This is a genomic window from Natronosalvus halobius (genome assembly GCF_024138145.1).
In the GTDB taxonomy this organism is placed as follows: domain Archaea; phylum Halobacteriota; class Halobacteria; order Halobacteriales; family Natrialbaceae; genus Natronosalvus; species Natronosalvus halobius.
Genome location: NZ_CP099997.1, coordinates 248,642 through 262,343 on the forward strand (window position 1 = coordinate 248,642; position 13,702 = coordinate 262,343).

Sequence of the window (13,702 nt, forward strand, 5' to 3'; positions counted from 1 at the left end):
GGACCGACCTGGCCTCTCTTGGACCGAGTCCCTCCTGCGTCCCGGAGTTCACCGGTCACCGGTGTCCCGAGCCGCGGCCTGCATGACGGCCACGCCGCGTTTGACCGCCGCGGCGCGCTCGAGAAAGACGAGCGACTTCGCCGGCGTCGTCGCCTTGGGGCGCGTCCGCAGACCGGCCTCCCCGGCGGCGCCGACGGCCGCTTCTCGTCCCTGGCCGAACTCGATATGGGCGCGATCCGGGTGAACGAAGACGCGAGCGAGGCGCTCCAGCGTGTCGCCGTCCTCGTCTACGAACGAAATATCGAACGCGCGAGCGCCGCCGACTGTCGGTTCGACGTCGCGATCGGCGTTCGTCACCGCGAGTGACGCGAGTTCGTCGTCTTCCCTCCCGTCGATTTCGGAGGCGAGCAACTCGGCGATCCGCCGTCCGTCGGTGATCCGATCCTCGACCATACGCGCCGTTGTCCCTGGGTAGGCTAACCGTCTTCGATCAACGCCGACCGGGCGGCGGGGGCGAGTTCGTCGACGTCGATCCCCTCACCGCTGGCGTAGACGACCGCGGCGGCCTCGATCGTGATCGCGTACTCCTGTTGGAGTGAGTTGATCGCCCCAACCGCCTCGTGCTTTTCGACGCCCGACGCCACCAGCGCGTCCAGGACGCGCTCGAACGTCGATCGCTCTCTGAGCAGGTCGTCGCCGGGGACGAAGTCGTCGTCGATGGTTACGCTCGAGGGATCGAACGTCGCTACCAGTTCGGGACCGTCGCGCTCCAGGACGCCTTCCTGCGTCGCGACGTCGATGAGGCGCTGTGACTGATCGGGTGAGAACCAGTCGCGATCGAGCGACAGCGCGACGACGAACTCGTTTTCGCGCAGCCGATTCGTTCCGTGTTGTTTGAAAGGGGCGGCGACCGCGACGCGAAGGCTCATCGAGAACGACTCTCGCGACGGGGTGAATAACGTTGGCGGTTCGTCTCACGCCTAGTCCGATGCCCGTCCCCCCTGATTCCGATTGGCTCGAGACGGTGGCGGGACCTGTGTCGACGTCACCTCGGGTGGGTCTGGGAGTACGCAGCGATCGAGTTCGCTGTTGACGTGGGCGTACTCCTCGGGAGCGTTCGCGAGGGGGTGTGCGGGGTTCTGGCTGCTGTCGATTCGGGCGGCCCGGACCTCGCCGAAGCGGCTGAGTCTGGCGGTGATCCCGCGCCAGTGGTGAGTCGTCGCCGCCGGAACGGTGTACGGACGTGGCGGTTTACGGTCGGGGTGTCTGGCGGCCAGGATCGCGGCGTTGACGTTGCTCGCGAGTTCGTCGTGATCGACGAGGATGCCGACGCGGGCGTCGACCGGCGCCCTGGCTGCGAGGATGTCGAGACCGAGGTGGAGCGCCCGGTACTCCGCGACGTTGTTGTCCGGCGGCACGTCGGTGGTCGCGATCCGACCGACGCGCGTGCCGTCACGCGTTTCGATGACGGCCCCGAGGCCGCCGCCCGCCCGCCGGAAGGACCCGTCGGTGGCGACGTAGAAGTCACGGTGATGGGTCGATGGCGGATGAGCAATGTGCGGTGTCGGCGACTCGTCGAACAGATCCCGAAGTGCGGGGCGGCCGTGAGCGGCCATATGCCGCTGTAGGACAGTCAAGTACTTAACAACTAGGCCGTCTCTCACCGAGCGCTGGTCGACCGAATCCAACAATGTATAAATAGGATGGTTGTACATGTATGCGTATGCAGGGTGCTGACAAACTCACGACGAACCGCCGGAACGTTCTCCGATACACAGCTGGTGCGACCACGCTCGGACTCGCATCGCTCGCCGGTTGTATCGGTGACGACCCGGGAGATGGTAACGGGAATGGAAACGGGAACGGCAACGGAAACGGGAATGGCAACGGAAACGGCAACGGTAACGGCGGTGGCGACATCGACGAAATCACGCTGACGCTGACGCAGTTCCCGGACACGCAGGATCCGCTCGATCACATCACCGGGGACTACTTCAACGTCTACGACCACATTTACGAGCCGCTCTTCGACTTCCAACCCGGCGAGGGTATCTTCCCTCGCGTCGCCGAGGACTGGGAAGCACAGGACGACGGTACGACGGAGATTTACCTCAGGGACGACGTCGTCTTCCACAACGGTGACGACCTCACCGCAGAGGACGTCGCCTGGACGATCAACCGAACGGTCGATCCCGAGATGGGAGTCCAGAGCCCGATCGGTACGTACGGCCTCGGCTCCATCGAAGGCGCTGAAGCCGTCGACGACACCACCGTCGCGGTCAACTACGGTGCGTCAGCCGGCCTCGCGGAGTTCGAGTTCGGAAACTACGCGCGAGCGATGAACCAGCAGTGGGCGATCGACAACTTCGACGCCGAGAACGAGGCGATCGCCGGCGCCGAACCCGAAGCGTTCAACGGGACCGGCCCGTACGAGGTCGTCGAGTACACCTCTGGTGAAGAAATCGTCGTCGAGGCGTTCGACGACTACTGGGGCGATCAGCCGCCGTTTAGCCGGGTCACGTTCAACGCCTCAGGCGAGTCGAGCAGCCGCGTCGCCGCCCTCGAGACCGGCGAGAGCGACGTGACCATGAACATCCTTCCCGAGGACGTGACGACGGTGCAGGACGCCGACGGCATCGACATCCGGAACGTCACCAGCTTCCGGAACATCTTCTGCCCGATGAAGAACACGGTGGAACCGTTCGACAGCCAGGAGTTCCGCCAGGCGATGAACTACGCCGTCGACAACGAAGCGATCGTCGACGAGATCCTGAGTGGCTTCGGCGAACCGCGAGGACAGCCGGTTGCGCCCGGAATCAACGGCTTCAACGACGAACTCGGACCCTACGAGCACGACCCCGGCCGCGCCGAGAGCCTCGTCGAGGACAGTGGATACGGCGATGTCGAGATCACGCTCACCGCCCCGCAGGGCCGCTACCTCAACGACGCCGCGATCGGCGAGCGCGTCGCCGACATGATCGACCAGCTCGACAACGTGAGCTGTGAGGCTGAAATCGTCGACTTCCCGGTCGTCTCCGACGCCAACCAGGCCGGCGTCGAACCCGGCGAGTTCGACATCCCCTTCTACATGATTGGCTGGGGGACCATCACGGGCGACACCGACTACGGCGTGCAGGGATTCTTCACGATCCCCGACAACCCGTCGCGCACTTTCGACGACGAAGAGCTCAGCGACGCCATCCTCGAGACCCAGCAGATCGACGACCCCGAGGAACGAACCCAGGCGCTCCAGGACGTCAACGCGCTGGCGCGTGAGAAGGCACCGTTCGTCTTCCTGCACACGCAGGAGAGCATCTACGGGGCGAACAGCAACATCCAGTGGGAGCCCCGCGAGGACGAGACCATCTACATCTGGGAGATGGAAGGGTAAGTCGAGTACCGCTCCCACTCGATTCGACGACCCGGTCGATTTTTCGAGGCATCGAAATGTTCGGTCCAGGAGCTACCGCTCGAGTTCGTGTACGTGCCCCGAAACCGCCTGAATCGAGCGGGGACCGACAGTATAATTACTGTTCGTGGTTACCTTCGACACATTCCGATGGCACTGAGGAAATTTCTGATCAGGCGGATACTCCAGGGCGTATTCGTCATCTGGGGCGTGGTGACGGTCCTGTTTGGGCTTCGGGCCGTTTCGCCAGGTGACCCAGCGACGTTGATGCTCGGGGAAGGGGCGAGCCGGGCGCTCGTCGAGCGGGTTAGGGAGGAAGAGGGGCTCAACGACCCTATATACGTCCAGTACCTCGATTACGTCGGGGGATTGCTCCAGGGCGACCTCGGCTATTCGTGGCAATCGAGCAGGGACGTTTCGGCGATGGTCATCGAGCGAATTCCGGCGACGATCGAACTCACGGTCGCCGCGACCATCGTGGCGATCGTCATCGCGATTCCCCTCGGGGTCGTCTCCGCGACGCGCCGGAACGAACCCTCCGACTACGGGGCGACGCTGTTTTCCCTCCTCGGGATCAGCACGCCGAACTTCTGGCTCGGGCTGATGTTGATCCTCGTGATGAGCGTCTGGTTCGGCATTCCGTACCCGGACGTGGCCACCGACACGTTCTCGATCGGAATCGTCCACATCCCGTATCCCACCTACATCGGCTACGACTTCTACGGGTTCCCGACCGGAAGACGGGGCGTGAGCTTCGCCGACGCGGTTCGGGCGATCGTCTTCGACCAGTCGATCAGCGAGATGGGAACCTGGTTGCACTACATCACCCTTCCGGCGATCACCCTCGGAACGTACTTTACCGCGCTCATCACCCGGCTCACCCGGAGCGGCATGATCGACGAACTCGGGAAGCCGTACGTGACGGCGACGAAGGCTAAAGGGTTGCCGAACCCGCTGATCCGATACAAACACGTCCTTCGCAACACGATGATTCCGATCATCACGGTTCTGGGTCTTCAGATGGGGTCACTGATCGGCGGGTCGGTCATCACCGAAACCGTCTTCAATTGGCCTGGCCTCGGGCTTCGTCTGGTCGACGCGCTACGAATTCGGGACTGGCCGCTGATGCAGGGAATTATCCTCTTTATCGCCATCTCGTTCATCGTCATCAACATCGTCGTTGACGCGCTGTACACGTCGCTCAACCCGCAGGTGAAAAACGAATGATCTCCAATCGAATTACGTCGAATCTCAAACAGACGTTCGTCGAGAGTCTCCTGCCCAAAGTCGGATTGGTTCTCCTGGTCGCGATAATTCTGATGGCGATGTTCGCGCCGTTGCTGGCCACCCACGATCCGACCCGAACGGGATACTACGCTGAGAGCGGTTCGCCGTACCCGCCGCTGGGCCATTCCTACGAGACGCAGGTCGCCCAGGACGGCGAAATCGGTGACGTGGCCGTCGAACCCACGAGCGAGCACATCCTGGGCACCAACAACGTCGGACAGGACGTCTTCTCGAGATTCGTCTACGGTGCCCGCGTTTCGCTGCTGGTCGCCCTGCTGGGAACCGCACTGGCCATCGTAGTTGGGGTTCCAGTCGGGCTCATCGCCGGCTACTACGGCGGCCGCGTCGACGACGGGTTGATGCGGGTCGCCGACACAATGTTGGCGTTCCCCTCGCTCGTCCTCGCGATGGCGCTGGTCGGCGTCTTTGGCTCCTCACCGATCTACGTCCCCGACCCAATCGTCATGGCGGGGCTCGCGGACGGCATGCCCGAATCGATTCCCATTCCTGGTACGGTGACGGTCGTGGCCGGCCTCGTCATCTGGGTCTGGTTCGCGCGAGTCGCCCGCGGGGAGGCCCTGTCGCTGCGGAACCAGGAGTACGTCAAGGCGAGCAAGAGCTATGGGATGTCGAGTAGATCGATCCTCACCAAGCACATCCTCCCGAACAGTCTGACGCCCATCATCGTCCTCGCGACGATTCAGGTGGCCGTGGTGATTCTCCTCGAGGCGTCGCTAGCGTACCTCGGATTCTCCGGCACGACGCTGTCGTGGGGGTACGAAATCGAGCGCGGACAGGACCTCCTCCGGACGCGTCCGTGGATCGCGATGTTCCCCGGAGTCGGCATCATGCTCACGGTGATCGCGGTCAACTTACTCGGCGACTGGTTCCGCGATGCGCTCGACCCGAACATCGAAGGAAGCGAACGAGGTGCCTAACATGAGCGACGACATTCTTCGCATTAGCAACCTATCGACCCAGTTTTTCACCAGTGAAGGACAGGTAAACGCCGTCGACGATTTCGATCTGACGATCGAACGCGGCGAAATCTTCGGTATCGTCGGCGAGAGCGGAAGCGGTAAGAGCGTGACAGCGCTTTCGATCATGGACCTGGTCGAATCGCCGGGAGAGGTGACGAGCGGATCGATCGAGTACCGAAATCCAACGCTGGCCGACGCGATGCGGGAGTCCCATCCGGAAGCCGTCGAGGGAGAGATGGTCGACCTGCTGGCGATCCCCGACGAGGCCCGTCGCTCGCTCAGGGGAACGTCATTCAGCATGATCTTTCAGGACCCCGAGAGTAGTTTCAACCCCAGTCTAACCGTCGGCGAACAAATCGCCGAGGCCGTCGAGGTCCAGCAACGAGCGACACCGAACCCGCGATCCGGCGAGGCCCGCACACGGGGGCCAGAGTACTCCCTGGGTTCGTACATCATGTCGATGGTACTCCCCTCGAAGCGCTACGTGAGCGAAGAGAGCAGGGCGAAAGCGATCGAACTGCTCAAGACCGTGGGGATTCCGGACCCGGCCCAGCGCGCCGACGAACACCCCCACGAGTACTCCGGCGGCATGCTCCAGCGGGCGATGATCGCCCAGGCGCTCGCCGGCGAACCGGACATTCTGATCGCCGACGAACCGACGACCGCGCTCGACGTGACGATCCAGGCTCAGATCCTCGACCTCCTGAACGACCTCCAGGAGGAGACGGGAATGACCATCCTGCTGATCACGCACAACCTCGGGGTCGTCGCTCGAATGTGTGATCGCGTCGGCGTGATGTACGCCGGGGAGATAGTCGAACGCGGCACTCTCGAGGACGTCTTCGACCGGTCGGTCCACCCGTACACGGAGGGTCTGCTCGGGAGTGTTCCCGACCTCGAGCGAACCGCCGACCGGTTGCGATCGATCCCCGGAAACGTCCCGAGCCTCCTCGATCACGAGATGCCCGATCGGTGTTACTTCGCTGATCGATGCCCGAAAGCGATGGAGGAGTGCCTGAAGAAGCCGCCCGCGTACGCGGCCGAGGGAAGTCCAGACCACGCGACGAAGTGTTACCTCGCGGAGATGGAGTACGACCCGAACCAGGCGCTCGAAAGCGACGCCCTCGAGCGCGAGGCGACGGCAACGACCGACGGAGGTGAGTCGCAATGAGTACCGATACCGGGAGCGACCAGCCGCTGGTGCGCGTCGAGGGGCTCCGCAAGTACTTCTACGAGCAAGATTCGTACATCGACCGTCTCTTCGGTCAGGAGCCCGTCGCCGTCCGCGCGGTCGACGACGTGGACTTCGACGTTCACCGCGGCGAGACGCTCGGTCTCGTCGGCGAATCCGGCTGCGGGAAGTCGACGACGGGAGAGACGCTGTTACACCTGCAAGAACCCACCGACGGCGTCGTCCAGTTCGAGGGCGAGAACGTCTTCGAACTCGAGGGTGACCGTCGCAACGAGTTCCGGCGGAACGCACAGGTCGTCTTCCAGGATCCGTTCTCGAGCCTCGATCCGCGAATGACGATCGGAAGGACGATCCAGCAGCCACTCGCGGTCCACGACGTCGGTACTGCCGAGGAGCGCCGCGACCGGGCCCAGGAGTTGCTCGAGCGCGTCGGCCTGTCGGCCGACCAGATCGACCGCTATCCACACGAGTTTTCGGGCGGCCAGCGCCAGCGGATCGGCATCGCGCGGGCACTCGCCCTCGAACCTGAGTTCGTCGTCCTCGACGAACCGACCAGCGCACTCGACGTGAGCGTCCAGGCACAGGTCCTCAATCTGCTCGAGGACCTCCAGGAGGAGTTCGGCCTCACGTACCTGCTCATCAGTCACGACCTCTCGGTCATCCGCCACATCTGTGACCGGGTTGCCGTTATGTACCTGGGTGAAATCGTCGAAATCGGGCCGGTCGAGGAGATCTTCAGCACGCCGAAGCACCCCTACACGCGGGCGCTCCTCGAGAGCGTCCCGAGGGCGTCGACCGACGAGCGCGATCGCGACCGCAACACGCTATCCGGTGACGTTCCCTCGCCGCGGGACCCGCCGAGTGGCTGTCGGTTCCGGACGCGGTGCCCGGAGGTGATCCCGCCCGAAGACGTCGCAATCGAGCAAGCCACCTACCGGGAGATCATGACCCTCAGGGAACTGGTCGAACGGGAGAATATCAGTCTCGAAGTCGTCAGCGACCACGCCGAGATGACCGACGAGGGAATCGACGTCGACCCTGCCGAGGTGGACGCCTTCGTCGCGGACCTGAAGGCCCACGTTTTCGACACACCGTTGCCGCCGGAACACGATGCGATAGTCGAGGAAGCGCTGGTACCGCTCGCCCACGAGAACTGGGACGAATCCGCGATGCGGTTGCGCGACGCTTACGAGAGCATCTGCGAACTCGAAAATCCGGAGTTGGGGAACGAAGCCCATCCCGTCGCCTGTCACCTCTACGCCGACGATCGCTGACGTTCGACGAATCTGGATTTTCCTGGGAAATGGCGGATTACTCCTCCAAGCGCCTCGTTGCGTGCGAGATGCTTTTGCGCGTTTCTCGCGTATCGGTGCTATGGCGAGCAAAGCACCGATCTACTGTGAACTGTGTAAAGAATCGATCGACACCGGCGAGAGCCTCGAACATCACTTGCTGAACGAACACCGACCGCCCGAACTGGCCGAGCGGCTTGCGTCCCAGTGGGAATCTGAAGAACTCGGCGATCCTTCCTGACGCATCTGTGTTCTGTGTGCTGTGCTCTCTGCCTCTGCTCCGTGCTCCGCTGAGACCACCCGAGAAGCCGTTTTAGTACGTCAAACACACTGAACGCGGGGGTGTCCTGGATGCTCGGACTCCGTCCGATGCTCGCCGTTTTCTGCATTTCGTAATGGATCAGTTCGACCGTCTCGTCGTCCGATCGGCGTTCGTACCGTTTAGGAGCCACCGGTTTTCGACTCGAGGCCGATATCGGCAATTACACCGTTCTCTGACGACAGTAACGACGATTGTGGGTTCGTAATCGAGGTTACTAGTACACTCGACATCCGTAATCAAAATTATCAGCGTGTTCGGTTTAGATAACAAAGTAGAGTATTCCCGAGAGGGTGAGTTGGCGGGCTATCCGCCAGGATGAAAAAATGTCAGGAAAGGACCGTTTCGTCGTAACTTTCGTCGCGCTACTCGTGGCGACCGGCATGCTCTTTGCCGGGAGCGCGATGGCGCTAGGGGCGACATCGGCATCGAATGCAACGAATTGTGAACAAGCGGAAGTAACGATCGTCAACGGGGCACAAGATAGCTTTCAAGAAGCCGACGGCGACGAGAATTACCAGGACCAGGTCGCAACTGTAGACGGCGAGTTACTACAGAGTCAACTCGCGACCGGCGACAACAACTGCCAGGAGGCGACCCAGGTTCTCTACTACCAGCAGAGCCAGGAGCAGTGGGCGTTGTTCGGTAACGACAACCAGCAGGTGGAAGACCAGGGTATCCTCGTTTTCTACACGCAGAATCAGTCCGTCGAGGGTGACGACAACGACCAGAGCGCCGAACAGCACGGAAACATCCAGCAGGACCAGATCCAGTACGTCATCCTGGGTGTCGACAACCACCAGCTGAGCGCCCAGGAGGCAGCGCAGGTGCTCGTCCAATCGCAATCCGCCGAGGGTGACGACAACGACCAGAGCGCCGAACAGAACGACAACAACGTCAGCCAGTTCCAGATCCAGCTTTCGATCGCTGGAAACGACAACGCCCAGGGCGCGAGTCAGACTGGCGTGCAGGTGCTCGAGCAATCCCAGACGGCCGAGGGTGACGACAACAACCAGGAAGCCGAGCAAAACGGCAACGACATCGGCCAACAGTCGGTTCAGTTGGTAATCTTCGGCAACGACAACGAGCAAAATACCACCCAGGCTGCCGAGCAAATCTTCAGCCAGGACCAGACTGCCGAGGGTGACGACAACGACCAGGAAGCCGAGCAAAACGACAACGACATCGACCAGCAGTCGGTCCAGCTCGTGCTCTTCGGTGACAACAACGATCAGGACGCCAGCCAGAGTGCGAGTCAGTCGCTACACCAAAGCCAGAGCGCGGAGGGTGACGACAACGACCAGAGCGCCGAGCAAAACGGCAACGACATCGACCAGCAGTCGGTCCAGCTCGTACTCTTCGGCGACGACAACGAGCAATCGTCCGATCAGGACGGTGAACAGCACAGTAGCCAGACCCAGACGGCCGAGGGTGACGACAACGATCAGAAAGCCGAGAGCGAACAGGACATCGATCAGGACGCTGAGCAGGAAGCGAGCGGCTACTATAACAACCAGGACGCTGAGCAGGAAGCCCAGCAGGAGGTCGAGCAGGAACAGGAGGTCGAGGACGGTAACCACAACGAGCAGGAAGCCGAAGCCGATCAGGAGGCCGATCAGGAGGCCGACCAGCAGACGAGCGGCGTCGCCAACGACCAGGACGCCGACCAGGAGAGCGAACAGGAGATCGAACAGGAGCAAGAAGTCGAGGACGGTAACCACAACGAACAGGAAGCCGAGGCCGACCAGAAATCTGAACAAGAAGTCGAGCAAGATTCCAGCGGTGCGCTGAACGATCAGGACGCCGACCAGGAATCTGAACAAGAAGTCGAACAGGAACAGGAAGTGGAGGACGGTAACCACAACGAGCAGGAAGCCGAGGCCGACCAGGAATCCGAGCAAGAAGTCGAGCAAGAGGCTGACGGCCTGGGCAACAACCAGGACGCCGACCAGGAGAGCGAACAGGAAATCGAGCAAGAACAGGAAGTCGAGGACGGTAACCACAACGACCAGGAGGCCGAAGCCGACCAGGAATCAGAACAGGAAGTCGATCAGAACGCTGATGGAGATCTGAATAACCAGGAGGCTGACCAGGAGAGCGAACAGGAGATCGAACAGGAACAGGAGGTCGAGGACGGTAACCACAACGACCAGGAGGCCGAAGCCGACCAGGAATCTGAACAGGAAGTCAAGCAAGATTCCAGCGGCGTCGCAAACAATCAGGAGGCCGACCAGGAGAGCGAACAGGAAATCGAGCAAGAGCAGGAAGTCGAAGACGGCAACCACAACGACCAGGAAGCCGAAGCCGATCAGGAATCTGAACAAGAAGTCGAGCAAGATTCCAGCGGTGCGCTGAACGATCAGGAGGCTGACCAGGAGAGCGAACAGGAAATAGAGCAAGAGCAGGAAGTCGAAGACGGTAACCACAACGACCAGGAGGCCGAAGCCGACCAGGAATCCGAGCAAGAAGTCGAGCAAGATTCCAGCGGTGCGCTGAACGATCAGGAGGCCGAACAGGAATCTGAACAAGAAGTCGAACAGGAACAGGAAGTGGAGGACGGTAACCACAACGAGCAAGAAGCCGAAGCCGATCAGGAATCTGAACAAGAAGTCGAGCAAGAGGCTGACGGCCTGGGCAACAACCAGGACGCCGACCAGGAGAGCGAACAGGAAATCGAGCAAGAACAGGAAGTCGAGGACGGTAACCACAACGACCAGGAAGCCGAGGCCGAACAGGAATCTGAACAGGAAATCGAGCAAGATTCCAGCGGCGTCGCCAATAATCAGGACGCCGACCAGGAGAGCGAACAGGAGATCGAACAGGAACAGGAAGTCGAGGACGGTAACCACAACGAACAGGAGGCCGAAGCCGAACAGGAGGTCGAACAGGAGGTCGAACAGGACGCTAACGGTATCGCCAACGACCAGGAGGCCGAACAAGAAGCCGAGCAGGAAGCCGAACAGGAACAGGAAGCCGAAAACGGTAACGACAACGACCAGGAGGCCGACCAGGAGAGCGAGGTCGAACAGGAGGCCGACCAAGAGGCGACCGGAACCTCGAACGACCAGACCGTCGAGCAGGACGCCGAAACCGACCAGAACCAGGAGCAGACGGTCGAGAACGGCGACGACAACGAACAGACTGCCGAACAGGATGTCGAGGTCGAGCAGAACGCCGACCAGGAGGCCACCGGCGATGGTAACGATCAGACCATCGAACAGGACGCGGACGTGACCCAGGACCAGGAACAGACTGTCGAGAACGGCGACGGTAACGTGCAGAACGCCGAACAAGATGCCACGATCGAACAGAACGCCGAACAGGACTCGGACGGCGGTGACACGGTGACCCAGACCGACGAGACCGAGGTCGACCAGACGCAAACTCAGCACGCGTCCGGCGACGACAATACGCAGTCCCAGTCCCAGTCGACCACGATCACGACCAGCCAGAGCGCCGCGTAATCGCCTTCGGCTGGTGTGTCTTTTTTCGAACCTGTGCAACCCGTGCTCGAGTACACACGGGTAGGAACGCGGCTTCGTCGAGCCGTCAGCTTCGTCGTGTCGTCGGCTTCGTCCAACGTATCGAGCGTGTTGAGCGAATCGAACGAGTTGAGCCAATCGAACCAGAATTGACTCGAAGTGAGCCAGGTTATTCGAACCGATTGCCTATCCACTCCGTCTAGCCACCCAGTCCGGCCGCTCCGTCACGGAGGCGTTCGGGGCTCATCACTGACGAATTCGTGACGAATTTTCCGACGAAATGGTGAGAAACGGCACGGACTTCGATTCGTTTGAAGTCTGTCCGCGTTTAGTGCTATTGACTCGCCGGTGCGGCTCGTGTTCGTTACCTACGTGTGACTGGCCTTCGTTTGCTTCTTGTAATCCGGCACACACTCGCTCTCGTCCTCGTTTTCCTCGTCGCCACCGCTTTCGTCGTCTCCGTCGCTTTCGTCCTCGTTTTGATTGTCGTCGCTTTCGTCTTCGTCACTCCCGTCCTCGTCACTTTCATCTCCATCACTTTCGTCACCGTCGCTCGTGCTCGTATACTCCTCCTGCGTACTGATCTGTACACTCTCCTGGATGACGTAGATCGCACTCTCGTTCGCCTCGACGACGATATCCACGTCCTGGTCGTTCAGTTGGGAACTCTCCTGTATCACGTCGGCCGTCGCACCCGGACCTGCCGCGGCAGCCATCGCTTCTTGCTCGCTGACCTGGACGTTGATCTGGGCGACGACGACCGCCGCCTCCGAGGCGGTGACGTTCACCGAGGCGAACTGCGTCGCGCGCTGGTCGTTCTCCTGGTGGACGACCGCCGACGCGTTCTCGCCAGCCGCCGCCGCGTAGCCAGTCTGGTCGTTCTCCTGGACGTTCAGTTGGACGACGAGGACTGCTGCCCGCTCGGCGTCGACCGTGACCGTCGCGTTCTGGTCCGTCGTCTGGCTGTTCTCCTGATAGACCTCTGCGCGGCTATCGGGTCCAGTCGACGTCGACTCACCGTCCTGTTCGGTCCGATCTCGGGTGACTTGCTCCACCGTCACGACCGTCCCGTGATCAGTCGTGATCGTCGCTTCACCGTCGTCGTCGACGGCGAGCGTTTCGCCGTTCGCGGTCGACGCCGTCACGTCGTTCGTGAAGTCCGCGAGTGTCGCCTCAACGGTGTCGTCCGCCGACTCCAGCAACGTCCCCCACACGAGTTCGGCATCCTCGTCTTCCAGGGCGTGTACCCGCGTGTTAGCTTCCCCGTCGGTCGTACTCGATTCGATGACGACCGCCTCGAGTTCGTCGGTGTCGAACGCGGCAAGTGCCTCCTCGATCGACATCGTTCCGTCTTCGGTTACGACCGTGGCCGAGTCGCTGCCGTTTCCGGTGTTCGCGTGTGACTGATCGGGTTCGAACGTCGTCGCCTCGAGTGGTGTCTGGGTCTCTTCCGTGACGGTACCTGTCGCTGCTAGCGATGCGCCTGCTGGAACTGCCATGCCAATCACGACTATGACAACTGCGAGTAGTGTGATCGGGACGGGAGTGTGCTTTTGCATGATAATACCGATTCTGACGACGGTAACGGTGTGTTTTAATAATGACTTCCCAACCATTCGTAGGGTGGTCCAACGGCCTCTCTGGAGCAAATTTGGGAGACCAGCAGAGGCTACGCCGTCGGTAACGGGCAAATCTCGAGCACGTACCGCGAGTTCTGCTCGAGAGAGGACTATTACCGAGA

Annotated in this window: 11 protein-coding genes; 7 read left to right on the top strand and 4 right to left on the bottom strand. The window is 61.4% G+C overall.

Going from position 1 to position 13,702, the window contains the following annotated elements:
* Nucleotides 1-48: 48 nt before the first annotated feature.
* From NGM15_RS01280 to NGM15_RS01290, 3 genes are read right to left on the bottom strand one after another with little or no spacing between them, the layout of a single operon-like run.
* Nucleotides 49-453 (bottom strand): DUF7993 family protein, encoded by a 405-nt coding sequence (locus tag NGM15_RS01280; RefSeq protein ID WP_253434232.1) that lies wholly within the window; start codon nt 451-453, stop codon nt 49-51.
* A 23-nt stretch (nt 454-476) separates the two neighbouring features.
* The gene (locus tag NGM15_RS01285; protein ID WP_253434235.1) at nt 477-929 is read right to left on the bottom strand and encodes a DUF2240 family protein; all 453 of its coding nucleotides are present in this window, start codon (nt 927-929) and stop codon (nt 477-479) included.
* 51 nt (nt 930-980) lie between these two features.
* Entirely contained in the window at nt 981-1,616 is a 636-nt protein-coding gene (locus tag NGM15_RS01290) for a ribonuclease H family protein (protein ID WP_253434239.1), read from the bottom strand.
* A gap of 107 nt (nt 1,617-1,723) precedes the next feature.
* On the opposite strand from NGM15_RS01290, the gene NGM15_RS01295 reads away from it, so the two are divergent.
* From NGM15_RS01295 to NGM15_RS01325, 7 genes are all read left to right on the top strand, one after another.
* Nucleotides 1,724-3,391 (top strand): ABC transporter substrate-binding protein, encoded by a 1,668-nt coding sequence (locus tag NGM15_RS01295; RefSeq protein ID WP_253434242.1) that lies wholly within the window; start codon nt 1,724-1,726, stop codon nt 3,389-3,391.
* A 168-nt stretch (nt 3,392-3,559) separates the two neighbouring features.
* A complete protein-coding gene (locus tag NGM15_RS01300) occupies nt 3,560-4,636 on the top strand; it encodes an ABC transporter permease (RefSeq protein WP_253434245.1) in 1,077 nt (358 codons plus the stop codon).
* Nucleotides 4,633-5,634, top strand: coding sequence for an ABC transporter permease (locus NGM15_RS01305; protein ID WP_253434248.1), 1,002 nt, complete (start codon nt 4,633-4,635; stop codon nt 5,632-5,634). The genes NGM15_RS01300 and NGM15_RS01305 overlap by 4 nt, the downstream gene beginning before the upstream one ends.
* 1 nt (nt 5,635) lies before the next feature.
* Nucleotides 5,636-6,847, top strand: coding sequence for an ABC transporter ATP-binding protein (locus tag NGM15_RS01310; protein ID WP_253434251.1), 1,212 nt, complete (start codon nt 5,636-5,638; stop codon nt 6,845-6,847).
* A complete protein-coding gene (locus NGM15_RS01315) occupies nt 6,844-8,142 on the top strand; it encodes an ABC transporter ATP-binding protein (protein ID WP_253434254.1) in 1,299 nt (432 codons plus the stop codon). The genes NGM15_RS01310 and NGM15_RS01315 overlap by 4 nt, the downstream gene beginning before the upstream one ends.
* Nucleotides 8,143-8,242: 100 nt before the next feature.
* Nucleotides 8,243-8,401 (top strand): hypothetical protein, encoded by a 159-nt coding sequence (locus NGM15_RS01320; RefSeq protein ID WP_253434257.1) that lies wholly within the window; start codon nt 8,243-8,245, stop codon nt 8,399-8,401.
* Between the two features lie 404 nt (nt 8,402-8,805).
* A complete protein-coding gene (locus tag NGM15_RS01325; RefSeq protein WP_253434260.1) occupies nt 8,806-11,943 on the top strand; it encodes a midas domain-containing protein in 3,138 nt (1,045 codons plus the stop codon).
* Between the two features lie 386 nt (nt 11,944-12,329).
* Here the strand turns inward: NGM15_RS01325 and NGM15_RS01330 are convergent, their stop codons facing one another.
* Nucleotides 12,330-13,460, bottom strand: coding sequence for a hypothetical protein (locus tag NGM15_RS01330; protein ID WP_253434263.1), 1,131 nt, complete (start codon nt 13,458-13,460; stop codon nt 12,330-12,332).
* Nucleotides 13,461-13,702 lie beyond the last annotated feature (242 nt).